At 67.9% G+C, this 15,397-nt stretch carries 16 protein-coding genes and 1 riboswitch; of the genes, 10 read left to right on the top strand and 6 right to left on the bottom strand.

Translation table 11 applies throughout. The annotated features are described in order from the left end of the window. Nucleotides 1-18 precede the first annotated feature (18 nt). The 3 genes from AC3IPP_RS13605 to ispH all read right to left on the bottom strand — a co-directional run bounded on the left by AC3IPP_RS13605 (nt 19) and on the right by ispH (nt 1,823). A complete protein-coding gene (locus AC3IPP_RS13605; protein WP_087139760.1) occupies nt 19-258 on the bottom strand; it encodes a DUF6356 family protein in 240 nt (79 codons plus the stop codon). Between the two features lie 103 nt (nt 259-361). Then, nucleotides 362-817, bottom strand: coding sequence for an Lrp/AsnC family transcriptional regulator (locus tag AC3IPP_RS13610; RefSeq protein ID WP_087139758.1), 456 nt, complete (start codon nt 815-817; stop codon nt 362-364). Between the two features lie 34 nt (nt 818-851). Further along, complete coding sequence (ispH, locus tag AC3IPP_RS13615; RefSeq protein WP_489149351.1) at nt 852-1,823, bottom strand: 4-hydroxy-3-methylbut-2-enyl diphosphate reductase; 972 nt, start codon at nt 1,821-1,823, stop codon at nt 852-854. A gap of 159 nt (nt 1,824-1,982) precedes the next feature. On the opposite strand from ispH, the gene AC3IPP_RS13620 reads away from it, so the two are divergent. From AC3IPP_RS13620 to AC3IPP_RS13635, 4 genes are all read left to right on the top strand, one after another. Continuing rightward, a complete protein-coding gene (locus AC3IPP_RS13620; protein ID WP_489149352.1) occupies nt 1,983-2,630 on the top strand; it encodes a Tat pathway signal sequence domain protein in 648 nt (215 codons plus the stop codon). A gap of 3 nt (nt 2,631-2,633) precedes the next feature. Continuing rightward, nucleotides 2,634-4,433 (top strand): arginine--tRNA ligase, encoded by a 1,800-nt coding sequence (argS, locus tag AC3IPP_RS13625; protein ID WP_489149353.1) that lies wholly within the window; start codon nt 2,634-2,636, stop codon nt 4,431-4,433. 39 nt (nt 4,434-4,472) lie between these two features. Then, complete coding sequence (locus tag AC3IPP_RS13630; protein ID WP_489149354.1) at nt 4,473-5,483, top strand: adenosine deaminase; 1,011 nt, start codon at nt 4,473-4,475, stop codon at nt 5,481-5,483. A 220-nt stretch (nt 5,484-5,703) separates the two neighbouring features. Further along, nucleotides 5,704-7,005, top strand: a complete 1,302-nt coding sequence (locus tag AC3IPP_RS13635) for a Y-family DNA polymerase (protein ID WP_489149355.1) — start codon at nt 5,704-5,706, stop codon at nt 7,003-7,005. Here the strand turns inward: AC3IPP_RS13635 and pncA are convergent. Both pncA and AC3IPP_RS13645 read right to left on the bottom strand, forming a co-directional pair. Further along, nucleotides 6,996-7,634 carry a bifunctional nicotinamidase/pyrazinamidase gene (gene pncA, locus AC3IPP_RS13640; RefSeq protein WP_489149356.1) on the bottom strand — a complete coding sequence of 213 codons (639 nt, stop codon included), beginning with the start codon at nt 7,632-7,634 and terminating at the stop codon, nt 6,996-6,998. The genes AC3IPP_RS13635 and pncA overlap by 10 nt on opposite strands. A gap of 4 nt (nt 7,635-7,638) precedes the next feature. Further along, on the bottom strand, nt 7,639-8,607 hold the full coding sequence (locus tag AC3IPP_RS13645; RefSeq protein ID WP_489149357.1) for a class 1 fructose-bisphosphatase: 969 nt from the start codon (nt 8,605-8,607) through the stop codon (nt 7,639-7,641). 114 nt (nt 8,608-8,721) lie between these two features. Further along, nucleotides 8,722-8,818, top strand: a riboswitch (glycine riboswitch). Nucleotides 8,819-8,982: 164 nt separating this feature from the next. Between AC3IPP_RS13645 and gcvT the strand changes: the two genes are divergently transcribed. The 6 genes from gcvT (at nt 8,983) to AC3IPP_RS13675 (ending at nt 14,778) form a co-directional block, all read left to right on the top strand. After that, nucleotides 8,983-10,095 (top strand): glycine cleavage system aminomethyltransferase GcvT, encoded by a 1,113-nt coding sequence (gene gcvT / locus AC3IPP_RS13650; protein WP_489149358.1) that lies wholly within the window; start codon nt 8,983-8,985, stop codon nt 10,093-10,095. 88 nt (nt 10,096-10,183) lie between these two features. Continuing rightward, nucleotides 10,184-10,549, top strand: coding sequence for a glycine cleavage system protein GcvH (gene gcvH, locus AC3IPP_RS13655; RefSeq protein ID WP_087140883.1), 366 nt, complete (start codon nt 10,184-10,186; stop codon nt 10,547-10,549). 121 nt (nt 10,550-10,670) lie between these two features. Then, nucleotides 10,671-12,017, top strand: coding sequence for an aminomethyl-transferring glycine dehydrogenase subunit GcvPA (gene gcvPA, locus AC3IPP_RS13660; RefSeq protein ID WP_489149359.1), 1,347 nt, complete (start codon nt 10,671-10,673; stop codon nt 12,015-12,017). 15 nt (nt 12,018-12,032) lie between these two features. Beyond that, nucleotides 12,033-13,610: an aminomethyl-transferring glycine dehydrogenase subunit GcvPB gene (gene gcvPB / locus AC3IPP_RS13665; protein WP_489149360.1), complete on the top strand. Its 1,578-nt coding sequence runs from the start codon at nt 12,033-12,035 to the stop codon at nt 13,608-13,610. Between the two features lie 174 nt (nt 13,611-13,784). Beyond that, entirely contained in the window at nt 13,785-14,189 is a 405-nt protein-coding gene (locus AC3IPP_RS13670) for a PGPGW domain-containing protein (RefSeq protein ID WP_256968193.1), read from the top strand. 118 nt (nt 14,190-14,307) lie between these two features. Then, nucleotides 14,308-14,778, top strand: coding sequence for a DUF6789 family protein (locus AC3IPP_RS13675; RefSeq protein ID WP_087140836.1), 471 nt, complete (start codon nt 14,308-14,310; stop codon nt 14,776-14,778). A gap of 102 nt (nt 14,779-14,880) precedes the next feature. Here the strand turns inward: AC3IPP_RS13675 and AC3IPP_RS13680 are convergent, their stop codons facing one another. After that, nucleotides 14,881-15,396, bottom strand: coding sequence for a F0F1 ATP synthase subunit B (locus tag AC3IPP_RS13680; RefSeq protein ID WP_489149361.1), 516 nt, complete (start codon nt 15,394-15,396; stop codon nt 14,881-14,883). Nucleotide 15,397 lies beyond the last annotated feature (1 nt).

The following is a 15,397-nucleotide window of genomic DNA, read 5'->3' on the forward strand; positions in this document are numbered from 1 at the left end:
GAGGCGGCCCGGTTTGCTTCAGTCCTGCTCGGTCGCCGCCAGGCGGGCGGGCTCGACGCGGTGCGTCACCATGCGGCGATGCAAGTCGTTGATGACCCCGCTGCCCGTCTTGACGCACAGGCCAGGAAACACCGCGTGGACGAAACAGGCCAGCGAACCGACGAACATGGCCGCACCGAACGAGGCGGCGACGCCCATGTGCTCCGTATAGCTCTCTCCGACCGAGGCCGGGTGATCGACGAACAGACGCTTGAGCATGAACCCTCCGCTACAGGCGGAAGAGGGTATTCCGATTACCAGAGAGGATCATTCTCGTTCACACTCTGAAATCAGCCCAAAAGGAGAATATTATTCTCTTTCATCAGAGCGGCAGAGCCGTAGTGAACTTGATTTGCTCCATGGCGAAGCTCGAGGAGACGTCATCCAGCGGAGCAATGGCGATCAGCCGGCGATAGAAGCGGTCATAGGCGGCGATGTCCTTGACCAGCACCTTGAGCAGATAGTCGACCTCGCCGCTCATCCGGTAGAACTCCACCACCTCGGGCAGGGCGGCGGCCTGCTTGAAGGTCTCCAGCCATTCGGCGTCGTGCCGCCGCGTCTTCACCGAGACGAAGACCACCAGCGGCAGGTCCAGCGCCTCGCGGTCCAGCAGGGCCACGCGCGCAACGATGATCCCCGTATCCTGCAGCCGTTTCACCCGCTTCCAGCACGGCGTCTGGGACAGCCCCACCCGCTCGGCCAGTTCGGCGATGGGAACGGTGGCGTCGTCCTGCAATATGGCCAGCAGGCGGCGGTCGATGGCGTCCAGTCCGCTCATGTCGCGGCCCTCCCCGGCCGTTCCAGGCGTCGCCTCAGGCCGTCAGGGCGCGGGGCAGTTTGAAGGTTACGGTCTCGCGGGCGCCGTCGTCCTCGGTCACGGTCACGTCGAAGCGGGCGCGCATCGCCTCGATCACCCCCTGCACCAGAGGCTCCGGCGCCGAGGCCCCGGCGGTCAGGCCCACCGTCTCGACCCCGTCGAACCAGCGCCAGTCCAGATCACCCGCGTCATCGACCAGACGCGCGTCCCCGGCCCCCGCCTTCAGCGCCACATCGACCAGACGCGCCGAGTTGGACGAGTTCTTGGACCCCACCACCAGCACCAGACCGCAGCCCTCGCCCAGCCGCTTGACCGCCTCCTGACGGTTGGTGGTGGCGTAGCAGATGTCTTCCTTGTGCGGGTCGGGCAGTTCGGGGAAACGCCGCTTCAGCGCCGCCAGAATCTCAGCCGTGTCGTCCACCGACAGCGTGGTCTGGGTGGCGTAGGCCAGCGGCTGGTCGCCGGGCCGCTGGAAGGCTTCCGCATCCTCGACCGTCTCGACCAGGCTGATGGCGCCGGCGGGCAGTTGCCCCATGGTGCCGACGACCTCGGGGTGGCCCGCGTGGCCGATCAGGATGACGTGGCGGCCCGCCGCGAAATTCCGCTCGGCCTCGACGTGGACCTTGGACACCAGCGGACAGGTGGCGTCCAGAAACAGCATCTCGCGCGAACGCGCCGTGGCAGGCACCGACTTGGGCACGCCGTGAGCCGAGAAGACCACCGGCCGGTCGTCCGGACACTCGTCCAGATCCTTGACGAAGACCGCGCCCAGTCCTTTCAGCCGATCGACGACGTGACGGTTGTGAACGATCTCGTGGCGCACATAGACGGGCGCGCCGTATTTCTCGATCGCGCGCTCGACGATCTGGATGGCCCGGTCCACACCGGCGCAGAACCCCCGCGGCGTCGCCATGCGGACAGACAGGGGGCGGCGTTGAAACTGTGAGGGCGAGACAGGCGCGTTCATGGGCCGGAACCTAGTCCTTCGCGCGCGCTCTCGCCACCTTCATCGCCGAGGGATGCGCGCGCCGTTTGCCGCGCCTCGCTTTAGCCGCTATCACCACCCAGCGTGGCCCGTTCGGGCGTCTGATCGGCCCCGCCTTCATCGACTGCCGGAAAGCTCCTGATGCGTCGCGTCCTGACCGCCCTCGCCGCCTTCTCCCTCGCGGCTGCGCTGATCCCTCACGCCGCCGCGGCCCAAAGCGGTCGCCCCCAAGGCGGCCAGCAGGGCGGCCAGAAGGCCGAACAGGCGTCGGCGCGCCCCATGCGCATCGCGCCGCTGAGCCGTCGCGCCAACGCCGGCCCCTGCCCCTATGTGAAGATTCTCTACGACGCGGCCCGCTTCGTCGAGCTGTCCAACTATGAACAGCCCACGACCACCGGCGTCGGCTTCACGGGCGAAATCGAAGGCGTCAGCTCCGACTGCGTCTATCGCGAGTCCGACCCGATCCGTCTGGACGTCAACCTGCTGTTCAGCCTGGGCAAGGGCCCGCTAGCCGAGGGCGACGCCCGCACCTATCGCTACTGGATCGCCGTGACCGAGCGGAATTCCGCCGTCCTAGCCAAGGAATATTTCGACCTGCCGGTGACCTTCGGCGGCGCCGACCGCACCCAGGCTGAAGCCAGCCAGACCATCATCATCCCGCGCGCCGACGCCACCACCAGCGGCGGCAATTTCGAAGTCCTGATCGGCTTCGACGTCACGCCGCAGATGGCCGAGTTCAACCGATCGGGCAGCCGCTTCCGCCCGACAGCAGGCCAGCAGACCAACTAAGACATGACCGACCTCAAGACTTCCCTCAGCGAAGCGGTCGGGGCCGCCTTCGCCGCCGAAGGCGTGGACCAGACCCTGGCCCGCGTCACCGCCTCGGACCGTCCCGACCTGGCCGACTTCCAGTCGAACGGCGCCCTGGCCGCCGCCAAGGCGCTGAAAGCCAATCCGCGCGAACTGGCCGCCAAGGTGGCCGAACGTCTGGCCGCCGATCCGCGCCTGACCTCGGTCGAGGTCGCCGGTCCCGGCTTCATCAACATGAAGCTGTCGAACGCGGCCCTGGCCCAGCGCGCGGCCGAGGTCGCGGCGGACGATGAACTGGCCGGCGCCTCGCGCGTCGAGCCGCGCAAGGTGGTCATCGACTACGGCGGCCCGAACGTGGCCAAGCCGATGCACGTCGGCCACCTGCGCAGCGCGATCATCGGCGAGAGCCTGAAGCGGCTGTTCCGCCTGCGCGGTGACGACGTGACCGGCGACGCCCACTTCGGCGACTGGGGTTTCCAGATGGGCCTGCTGATCACCGCCTGCGGCGATGAAGGCCTGGCCGACGCCTTCATGGTCGAGGGCGACGGCCCCTTCCCGGCCGAGACGCCGGTGACGCTGGCCGACCTCGACCACCTCTATCCGCAGGCGGCGGGCAAGGCCAAGGAAGACCCCGCCTTCCGCGACCGCGCCCGCAAGGCGACCGCCGAACTTCAGGGCGGCCGCCCCGGCTATCGGGCGCTGTGGCAGCACTTCGTCGCCGTCAGCCGCGAGGCGCTGAAGCGCGAGTATGACGACCTGTCGGTCGACTTCGACCTGTGGAACGGCGAGAGCGACGCCGATCCGGTGATGCCGGAAATGCTGGCGCACCTGAAGGAAACCGGCCTGCTTGTCGAGGACGACGGCGCCCAGGTGGTCCACGTCGCCCGCGACGGCGAGACCCGCAAGAAGAAGCTGGCCGACGGCTCGGTGATCGAGGCCCCGTCGCCCCCGCCCCTGCTGGTCATCAGCTCGGAAGGCTCGGCCATGTACGGCACGACCGACCTGGCCACGATCCTGGACCGCCGCAAGTCCATTGATCCTGACCTGATCCTCTACGTCGTCGACGAGCGCCAGGCCGAGCATTTCGAACAGGTCTTCCGCGCCGCTTATCTGGCCGGCTACGCCCCCGAGAAGTCACTGGAGCACCTCGGCTTCGGCACCATGAACGGCGCCGACGGCAAGCCGTTCAAGACCCGTGCGGGCGGCGTGCTGAAGCTGCGCGACCTGATCGATCAGGCGACGGACAAGGCGCGCGAGCGTCTGCACGAGGCCAAGCTGGGCGACGACCTGCCCGCCGAGGAGTTCGAGGACATCGCCCACAAGGTGGCGGTCGCCGCGCTGAAGTTCTCGGACCTGTCGAACAACCGCACCACCAGCTACGTCTTCGATCTCGACCGCTTCATGAGCTTCGAAGGCAAGACCGGCCCCTATCTGCTGTATCAGGCCGTGCGGGTGAAATCCCTGCTGCGCAAGGCGGCGGAACAGGGCGTGGCCTTCGCCCCCATCGTCATCGAGGAAGCCGCCGAACGCGACCTGGCCCTGACGCTGGACGCCTTCGATGCGGCCACGGCCGACGCCTATGACAAGCGTTCGCCCAACCTGATCGCCGAGCACGCCTATCGTCTGGCTCAGAGCTTCTCGAAGTTCTACGCCGCCTGCCCGATCCTGGTCGCGTCGGACGATGCGACCAAGGGCTCGCGCCTAGCCCTGGCCGCCGCAACCCTGCACCAGCTGGAGACGGCTCTGCGCCTGCTGGGCATCGAGACGCCCGAGCGGATGTAATGTGATAAGGGGGAGGCGACCGCCAAGGAGCCTTCCCTCATGTCCCTCGACGCCTTCATCGCCGGCCTGCCCAAGGCGGAACTGCACCTGCACATCGAAGGCTCGCTCGAGCCCGAACTGATGTTCGAGCTGGCGCAGCGCAATGGCGTCGCCATCCCCTACGACAGCGTCGAGGCCGTGCGTGCGGCCTATGACTTCTCGAACCTGCAGGACTTCCTCGACATCTACTACGCGGGCGCCGCCGTGCTGCTGACGCGTCAGGACTTCGAGGATCTGGCCTTCGCCTATTTCCAGCGCGCCGCCGCCGACAATGTGCGCCACGCCGAGATCTTCTTCGACCCCCAGACCCACACCGACCGGGGCGTGCCCTTCGCCGTCGTGGTCGAAGGCCTGATCGCGGGCATGGACCGGGCCAAGACCGAGTTGGGCGTCACCAGCGGCCTGATCCTCAGCTTCCTGCGCCACCTGAGCGAGGACGAGGCCTTCGCCACGCTGGAGGCCGCCAAGCCCTATCTGCACCACTTCATCGGCGTCGGCCTGGATTCGTCCGAGGTCGGCCACCCGCCGTCGAAGTTCCAGCGCGTCTTCGCCGCCGCCCGCGCACTGGGCCTGAAGCTGTGCGCCCATGCGGGCGAGGAAGGCCCGCCCGAATACGTTCGCGAGGCGCTGGACCTGCTGCACATCGACCGCATGGACCACGGCAACCGCTCGATGGAGGACGAGGCCCTGATCGCCCGTCTGGCCGCCGAACAGATGACGCTGACGGTCTGCCCCCTGTCGAACCTGAAGCTGTGCGTGGTCAAGGATCTGAAGGACCACCCGGCGCCCGAAATGCTGCGCCGGGGCCTGCACGTGACCCTGAACTCGGACGACCCGTCCTATTTCGGCGGCTATGTGAACGCCAACTACAGCCAGTTGGCCGAGGCGGTCGGCCTGACGCGCGAGCAGGTGACGCAACTGGCGAAGAACAGCTTCGAGGGCAGCTTCCTCAGCGACGCCGACAAGGCAGCACGGATCGCCGAGGTGGATGCCTACGCGGCGGTGAACTGAGGCGTCCCACTCCCCCGCGCCGTCATCCTCGGGCTTGACCCGAGGATCCAGCGTTCCGCCAGCACGCCTGTCCATCAGGCCCCGGCCCTATAAGCATCCTACGTCCCCCAAAGGCCGCCCTGGATCCTCGGGTCAAGCCCGAGGATGACGGCATAGGGGAGAAGACCGATCACCCCACATCCGACTCCCCCGCCCTCAATGTTCCTGATATGTTCTATTCATGGAACACCCCGGCCGACAGCCCGATGAAGACCCCGCCGGCCTGCGCTGGCTGTTCGTCGACCTGAACGCCTTCTTCGCCAGCGTCGAGCAGCAGCGAAATCCCGACTGGCGCGGCAAGCCCGTCATCGTCCGCCCCGTCGAGAGCGAATACTCCGGCGCCATCGCCGCCAGCTATGAGAGCAAGGCCTTCGGCGTCCGCACCGGGATGCAGGTGGCCGAGGCGCGCCGCCTTTGCCCCGGCCTGATCGTCGCCGAGGCGCGGCCCGACCTCTATGTCCAGGTCCACAAGCAGATCATGGCCGAGATCGACCGCCATGTGCCGGTGTGGAAGGTCGGCTCCATCGACGAATGCTCGTGCCAGTTGATCGGGCCGGAACGGCGCGAGGCGAACGCCGTCGCCCTGGCCCGGCGCATTCAGGCGGGCATCCTGAAGAACGTCGGCGAGTGCCTGCGGTCCTCGATCGGCCTGGCGCCGTCGCGGTTTCTGGCCAAGACGGCCTGCGGCATGAAGAAGCCCGCCGGACTGACCATACTGCGCGCCCATGAACTGCCCGGCGCCATCCTGCACCTGCCGCTGTCGCAGTATCCGGGCGTCGGCTCGCGGATGCGCGAGCGGCTGGCGGCGGCGGGCGTCACGGACACGGCGGGTCTGTGGAACATGACCGCCAAGGAGGCGCGCGCGGTCTGGAACAGCATCGAGGGCGAGCGCATCTGGCGCGGCCTGCACGGCCTCGACAGCGAGCCGACGCCGGTGAAGCCGCCTGCCTCCATCAGCCACAGCCATGTGCTGGCCCAGGCCATGCGCAACCCGGACAAGGCGCGGGCGGTGGCGCGAAGGCTGATGGTCAAATGCGGGGCGCGGCTGCGGCGGATGGGGCTGACCGGCTCAGGGATCAGCCTGCACCTCGACATGGGGCCGAAAGGGACCAAACGCGGCTGGGACACGACTGGCCTGAACCGCGCCGTCGCCCCGACGCAGGACACCTTCGCCCTGCTGGCCGCATTGGACGACCTGTGGCGCCGGGTCGAGCCGGAACTGGAGGCCGGGCGGTTGAGCTATGTCGGCGTCGGCGTCCACGGCCTGAAGGCGCGCGACGCCTTCGAAGCCGACCTGTTCGACATCGGCCCGGATCAGGGCGGCGACGCGCCGTCCTTGCGCCTGTCACAGGCGCTGGACGCGCTGAACAAACGCTATGGCAAGGACACGGTCAGCATCGGCCCCAAGGCGTGCCTGACCGACTACATCGGCGCCAAGATCGCCTTCACCCGCATCCCCGACGAGGCGGACTTCTATGAGTGAGAGATCAGGTCTGCGGCCGCGATCTCGGCGATCTTCAGCGCGCTGAAGCTGGCCTTGGCGGCGGCCGCCGTGTCCGGGGCGATGGCGCGGCATGCGTCTTCGATGACCACGGCCTCAAAGCCCTCGTTCACCGCGTCCTCGGCGGTGAAGCGGACGCAGTAGTCATAGGCCAGACCGCACAGGAAGACGCGCTTCACGCCCAGATCGCGCAGCAGGCCCGCCAGCCCCGTCGCCGTCCTGTGGTCGTTCTCATAAAAGCCGGAATAGGAATCGACCGCCGGATTATAGCCCTTGCGGACCACGGCCAGCGCCTTATTCACCGCAGGCGCTGCGTCGGGGTGGAAGTCCGCCCCCGGCGTCCCCTGCACGCAATGATCCGGCCAAAGCATCTGGGGGCCGTAGGCGACCTCGATCTGCGTGAAGGGCGCCTTGCCCGCGTGGTTGGACGCGAAGCTGATCTGGTCCGGCGTGTGCCAGTCCTGGGTGGCGATGACGGTCGTGAACCGTTCGGCCAGCCGGTTGATCAGGGGCATGATCGCCGCCCCGCCCTGCACCGCCAGGGCGCCGCCCTCGCAGAAGTCGTTCTGGGCGTCGATGACCAGGAGCGCATCGGTGGCGGCGATCTGCATAGCGTCAGGCCGCCGCGATCTGATCGACTTCGTTGGCCGAGCCCAGGACGACCGGCACCCGCTGGTGCAGTTCGGTCGGGGTCACGTCCATGATGGCCTGTTTGCCGTCGGTGGTGGACTTGCCGCCCGCCTGTTCGACCAGGAAGGACATGGGGTTGCCCTCATACATCAGGCGCAGCTTGCCCGGCTTGTTCGGCTCGCGCTTGTCCCACGGATAGAGGAAGACGCCGCCGCGCATCAGGATGCGGTGCACGTCAGCCACCATGGCGGCGACCCAGCGCATGTTGAAATTCTTGCCGCGCGGGCCGTCAACGCCCTTCAGGCAGCCGTCGACATAGCGCTGGACGCTCTCGGCCCAGTGGCGCTGGTTCGACATGTTGATGGCGAACTCCTTGGTGTCGGCCGGGATGCGCACGTCCTCATGCGTCATCAGCCAGCGGCCGTCCGGCGCCAGGGTGAAGCCCGCCACGCCCTTGCCCGTCGTCAGCACCAGCATGGCCTGACCGGCGTATACGGCATAGAGCGCCGCGACCTGGTGACGGCCCGACTGCAGGAAGTCGGCCTCGGTCGGCTGGGCCGACGGCGCCTTCAGCACCGAGACGATGGTGCCGACCGGGGCGTTGATGTCGATGTTGGACGAGCCGTCCAGCGGGTCGAACAGCACCAGATATTCGCCCGCCGGGTTGGTCGCCGACTGCACCGTGTCCATCTCTTCCGACGCCACGCCCGCCACGGCCGGGTTGGCCAACAACGCCTCGGTCAGGATGTCGTTGGCGATGACGTCGAGCTTCTTCTGCTCCTCGTCCTGCACATTGACGGCGCCCGATGCGCCCAGGGCGCCGACCAGGGCGCCGCCCGCCACCACCTGACGGATCTCGACGCAGGCGGCGGCCGCCGTCGTCAGCGTCTCGGTCAGCCCCTGCGGCAGATCGAGAGAGGCGAGGTGGGCGGCGAGATCGGTGCGGGCGGTCATGGCGTCCTTCAAATCCTGTGGGCGAAGCGCGGTTCCACCCCTCATGGCCGTTCAGATCGTCGGCGGCAAGTGCGGCGCCGCTTGACTTCGCGCCGGAGTCGGGGCCTTAGGTCGAACGCTCTCGCGGGAGAGATCGGGACCGTTCGCGGCGCCCGGAGCCGAAGGCGCAACCGCCCCGGAAACGCTCAGGCAAAAGGACCGCGAAAGCGCACGGACGCTGGAAAGTCGCCGAAGGATCGTCAAGAATCCGAGGGCGCGCCGACGGAGCAAGGCCGCCCCTTGGGAGGGAACGGTCGGAATCTCTCAGGCTTCAGGACAGCGGGGGCGCGACGACGGCGGAGCTATCGCCGCAACCCGCGACCCGGAGGCGACGCCATGAGCGATCAGGCCCTTAAGACTACCCCCCTCAACGCCGCGCACCGCGCGCTGGGCGCCCGCATGGTCGGCTTCGGCGGCTATGACATGCCGGTTCAATATGAAGGCGTGCTGGCCGAGCATCGTTGGACCCGCGAGCACGCCGGTCTGTTCGACGTCTCCCACATGGGTCAGGCGCGCATCACCGGCGCCGACGCCATCGCCCAGTTCGAGCGCTTCGTGCCCGGCGACTACGCCATCGTGAAGCCCGGCAAGCAGAAATACTCCCTGCTGCTGAACGGCCAGGGCGGGATCATGGACGACCTGATGGCGGGCAAGCCGTTCGAAGACGGCCTCTACGTCGTCGTCAACGCGGGCAACAAGGACGCCGACTTCGCCTTCCTGAACGCCAATCTGTCGGGCGACGCCAAGCTGGAGGTGCTGGACCGCGCCCTGCTGGCCATTCAGGGGCCGGAAGCCGCCGAAGTCATGGCCAAGCATGAACCGGCGCTGGGCGACCTGGGCTTCATGGACTGCCGCACCATCCGTCTATTCGACGAGGACTGCATCGTCTCGCGCTCGGGCTACACCGGCGAGGACGGCTATGAAATTTCGGTTCCGGCCGCCGCCGCAGAGCGCGTGTGGAACCTGCTGCTGACCGACGCCCGCGTGAAGCCGGTCGGCCTGGGCGCACGCGACTCCTTGCGCCTGGAGGCCGGCCTGCCGCTCCACGGCCACGACATTGACGCCGAGACCACTCCGGTCGAGGCCGCCCTGACGTTCGCCCTGTCCAAGTCGCGCAAGGAACGCGCCGACTTCGCCGGGGCCGACGTCATCCTGAAACAACTGGCCGAGAGCCCGGCTCGCGTCCGCGTCGGCCTGCACGTCAAGGAAGGCGCCCCGGCCCGCGAAGGCGCCGAGATCGCCGACGCCGACGGCGCCGTGATCGGCAAGATCACCTCGGGCGGCCCCTCGCCCACGCTGGGGCACAACATCGCCATGGGCTACGTCCCCCCGGCCTTCGCCGAACTGGGCACGGTCCTGAAGGTGCTGGTGCGCGGCCGTCCCGCCGCCGCCGAAGTCATCGCCACGCCTTTCGTGGCGACCCGCTACTATCGGAAGCCGAAGGCGTAACGCCTTCCCTTCGTCAGCCTCGGCCTTGCCGCCGAGGATCCAGCATTGAAACACGGCCTGGGCCACAGGCTTCATGAGGAAGACCAAGATGAAGTTCACCAAGGATCACGAGTGGGTTCGCCTGGACGGCGACGTCGCCACGGTCGGCATCTCCAAGCACGCCGCTGACGCTCTGGGCGACGTGGTGTTCGTCGAGACGCCGGAAGCCGGCAAGACCGTCTCGGTCGGCGACAGCTTCGCCGTCGTGGAATCGGTCAAGGCCGCCTCGGACGTCTACGCCCCGATCGCCGGCGAAGTGATCGAAGGCAACGAAGCCCTGGCCTCGGCGCCGGAAACCGTCAACGCCGATCCGGAAGGTGAAGGCTGGTTCGCCAAGATCAAGGTGTCCGACGCCTCGGTGCTGGACGGCCTGATGGACCAAGCCGCCTACGACGCCTACCTGACCACCCTCTAAGACCCGCCGTCGTCCCCGGACGGCGCGGCGCGCCGATCCGGGATCGCCGGATTCCCCGCCGCTTGAAGCGCTCCCGGAGCGTCGCCCCGCGCGACCTCCGGGATGCCGCCGAGGACCTGTTATGCGCTACCTCCCCCTGACGCCCGACGACCGTGAGGCCATGCTGGCCGCCATCGGCGCCAAATCCATCGACGACCTGTTCATCGACGTGCCGCAGGCCGCGCGCCGCGAAGGCTTCGTCGACCTGCCCCGCGTGGCGGGCGAACTGGAGGTCGAACGCGCCCTCTCGGCCATGGCGAGCAAGAACGCCACGGCGGGAACCGCGCCCTTCTTCTGCGGCGCCGGCGCCTATAAGCACCACATCCCGGCCACCGTGGACCATGTGATCCAACGGTCGGAGTTCCTGACCAGCTACACCCCCTATCAGCCGGAAATCGCCCAGGGCACGCTGCAGTACCTGTATGAGTTCCAGACCCAGGTCGCGAACCTGACCGGCATGGAAGTCGCCAACGCCTCCCTCTATGACGGCTCGACCGCCATGGCCGAGGGCGTGCTGATGGCCACCCGCGTGACCCGCCGGAACAAGGCCGTCATCTCGGGCGGGGTGCACCCGCATTACGTCAAGGCGACCGAGACCGTGGTTCACGCTGTCGGCGTCGAGACCGAAGCCCTGACCGCCGCCGTCGACGCGGAAGACGCCGTCATCGCCGCCATCGACAAGGACACGGCCTGCGTCGTCGTCCAGACCCCCAACGTCTTCGGCACCGCCACCGACGTGACGAAGATCGCCGAGGCCGCCCACGCTGCGGGCGCCCTGCTGATCGTCGTGGTGACGGAAGCCGTGTCGATGGGCCTGCTGAAGTCGCCCGGCGAAATGGGCGCCGACATCGTCGCGGCCGAGGGCCAGTCGATCGGCAACGCCCTGAACTTCGGCGGCCCCTACATCGGCCTGTTCGCCACCCGCGAGAAGCTGCTGCGCCAGACGCCCGGCCGTTACTGCGGTGAAACCGTGGACGCCGAGGGCAAGCGCGGCTTCGTCCTGACCCTGTCGACGCGCGAGCAGCACATCCGCCGCGACAAGGCGACCTCGAACATCTGCACCAACTCGGGTCTCTGCTGCCTGGCGTTCAGCATCCACATGAGCCTGCTGGGCGAGACGGGCCTGCGCCAGCTGGCCCTGCTGAACCACGAAAAGGCGCTCGCCACGCGCGACGCGCTCGCCGCCATTCCGGGCGTCGAAGTGCTGACCCCGCGCTTCTTCAACGAGTTCGCGGTCAAGCTGCCCAAGAACGCTGCTGACGTGGTGCAGACCATGGCCGACAACGGCATCCTGTGCGGCGTGCCCTACAGCCGTCTGGCCCCGGATGCGGGCCTCGACGACGTCCTGCTGGTCGCCGCCACCGAGACGACGCTGGACGCCGACATCAAGATCCTGGCGGGTGCGCTCGCCAAGGTTCTGGCCGCCTAAGGGGAGATTGGAACCATGAGCACGATGAACACTGTCGGCCGCCCGACCGCCCCGAACGCCGCCTCGGACGCGTCCTACAAGCCCGCGACCCTGACCGGCGGACGCGGCCTGCTGCAGGACGAGCCGCTGATCTTCGAAGGCGAAGGCTGGGGCAAGACCGGCGTTGACCTGCCCAAGCCCGCCACCAACGGCGCGGACCTGGGCGATCTGGTCCGCAAGGATCCGATCGGCCTGCCCGGCCTGTCCGAGCCCGAGGCCATGCGCCACTATGTGCGCCTGAGCCAGAAGAACCACGCCATCGATCTGGCGCTGTATCCGCTGGGCTCGTGCACGATGAAGCACAACCCGCGCCTGAACGAGAAGATGGCGCGCCTGCCGGGCTTCTCCGACATCCACCCGCTGCAGCCGCAGTCGACGGTGCAGGGCGCGCTGGAGCTGATGGACCAGTTGGCCCACTGGCTGACGACGCTGACGGGCATGCCCGCCGTCGCCCTGTCGCCCAAGGCGGGCGCGCATGGCGAGCTGTGCGGCCTGATGGCCATCCGCGCCGCCCACGAAGCCAAGGGCGAGCATGAACAGCGTCGCAAGGTGCTGGTCCCGACCTCGGCCCACGGCACCAACCCCGCCACCGCCGCCTTCGTCGGCTATTCGGTGGTCGAGGTCGCCCAGACCGACGACGGCCGCGTCGACGTGGCCGATCTGGCCTCCAAGCTGGGCCCGGACGTGGCGGCCATCATGGTCACCAACCCGAACACCTGCGGCCTGTTCGAGCGCGACATCCTGGAGATCAGCCGCCTGACCCACGAAGCGGGCGCCTACTTCTACTGCGACGGCGCCAACTTCAACGCCATCGTCGGCCGGGTCCGCCCGGGCGACCTGGGCGTCGACGCCATGCACATCAACCTGCACAAGACCTTCTCGACGCCGCACGGCGGCGGCGGTCCGGGCGCCGGTCCGGTCGTCCTGTCGGAAGCCCTGGCCCCGTTCGCGCCCGCTCCGTGGGTCGTGAACACGGGCGACGGCTATAAGCTGGTCGAGCGTGAGGAAGACGAGGCCGAGCAGGCCTTTGGCCGTCTGTGCGCCTTCCAGGGGCAAATGGGCATGTATGTGCGCGCCCTGTCCTACATGATGAGCCACGGCTCGGACGGCCTGCGTCAGGTCGCAGAGGACGCCGTGTTGAACGCCAACTACATCAAGGCCCGCCTGGAGGACCTGATGAGCCCGGCCTTCCCCGACGGCCCCTGCATGCACGAGGCCCTGTTCGACGACGAATGGCTGAAGGGCACGGACATCACCACGCTCGACTTCGCCAAGGCGATGATCGACGAGGGCTTCCACCCGATGACCATGTACTTCCCCCTGGTCGTCCACGGGGCCATGCTGATCGAGCCGACCGAAACGGAGTCCAAGGCCGAGCTGGATCGCTTCATCCACGCCATGCGCCTGCTGGCCGAGGCGGCGAAGGCCGGCGACGTCGAACGCTTCAAGGGCGCGCCCTTCCATGCGCCCCTGCGGCGTCTGGACGAAACCCGCGCCGCGCGCTCGCCGCGCCTGCGCTGGGCCGCGCCGGAAGGCTCCAACCGCGCCGGTTGATCCGGCCCGAACAAGCCTGAGCACAAGGAACGCCGTGTCTTTCGGGACACGGCGTTCTGCATTTCGGGGGCGACTTACGAAAGCGTCATGGCGACGCCGCCTTTCGGCCTTGTCTCGTGCGTTTACTGAATGTCGGCCCTCCCTGGCCGAACTCTTGTTCGAGACGCCGCCTTCGTGACCCTGGTCCTGCCCTCGCTGCGCCCGCCTCCGCCGCCCCGTCCGGGGCTGGCGCGGCGTCTGCGTCGCCTGGCGCTGATGGCGGTCGGTTTCCTGATCATCCTGCTGGGCGTGCTGATCGCCCCCCTGCCCGGCCCTGGCGGCGTGCCGGTCATCGCGTTGGGCCTCGTCATCGTCCTGCGCAACTCCTGGTGGGCCAAACGGCAGTTCATCCGCGCCCAGCGCGCCCGGCCGAAATGGGTCTATCCCTTCCGTCGCCTGATGCGGAAAAAGCCCGAGATCGCCCCCGTCTTCTGGCAGCAGACCCTGCGCGCAGAGAAAATGGTGCTGCGCCGTCGTCGCCGCCCCCTGGCGCGTTTCCGTCGTCGCCTGCGTCGGGCCTGGCGCGCCTTCCGGCGATAAAGGCCAAGCTAAGGCAAACACAGGAATGTGAACGACGTTCATGCCGCTTCCGTCCGGAACGGCGTATGCTCTCCCTTGCGTAGTCTCGAAGTTGATAGCGTTGGGAGGCGCTGTTCACATGATGTCACGCGTAAAAAAGGGAATCATCGCCGGCTTCGTCGCTACCGTCGCGGTTTCCGTGCTTGAGCTCGCCAATCTGTTTCTCAACCACATGTTCGATCCCTTTCCGGGGATCGTCGCCCAGATGTTCGGCATGCCGGGCAATATGGCCGCCGGATGGGCGCTTCACCTGATCATGGGCACCTTTGTCCTCGGGTCGCTCTTCGGCGTCGTCTATCCTCGACTGCCGACCGCCACGCCGATCACCAAGGGTATCGTCTTCGCCGTCGGCGCGTGGGTGGCGATGATGCTGTTCCTCACCATGGTGGGCGACTACCGGACCTTCACCGGCTCGTCGGGTTTCGGCACCATCGGCTGGCTGCTGGCCCTTCACATGGTCTTCGGCGCCGTTCTGGGCAATGTCTATTATCGCCTGGTCGAGCGTGAGAAGCGCGGCGCAGCCCCGATCGGAGCCGCCCCCGCTCACTGACCGTCCTCCATCCCGACAACTGGATCTCGGACAAGCAAAAAGGCCCCGCCGTCGCCGGCGGGGCCTGATGTTTTTCGGGGCTGGCGTCGAACGCGAAAGCGATCAGTTCAGCTTGCCGCCGATCTGGGCGATGGCCTGATCGATCAGCGCGTCCGTCTTGGCGCCGGCGATGCGGGCGGCCAGGATCTGGTGCGCGGCCTTGGCGGCCAGGTCGGCGGCCGCAGCCTTGACCTCTTGCGTGGCCTCGGCCTCGGCCTGAGCGATACGACGCTCGGCCAGGGCCTGACGGCGGGCGGTCGATTCCTCGATGCGCGCCTTGGCGTCGGCTTCCAGACGCTTGGCGTCGGCTTCGGCCGTGGCCAGCAGGTCGGCGGCCTGAGCTTCCGCCTCGGCCTTCTCCTGACGGATCTGGGCCAGCATGGCTTCGGCTTCGGCGCGCAGACGGGCGGCCTCGTCCAGTTCGGATTGAATCTTGGCGGCCTTGTTGTCCAGGGCGCCCGCGACCATGCGCGGAACCTTGGCCAGGACCAGGATGCCGAAGAAGATCAGCAGGCCGACGCCGACCCAGAGTTCAGCGTTGGACAGGTCGTAGAAACTACCGTGCAGGAAGGCGGGCATG

It is taken from the genome of Brevundimonas sp. KH_060, from assembly GCF_057838275.1.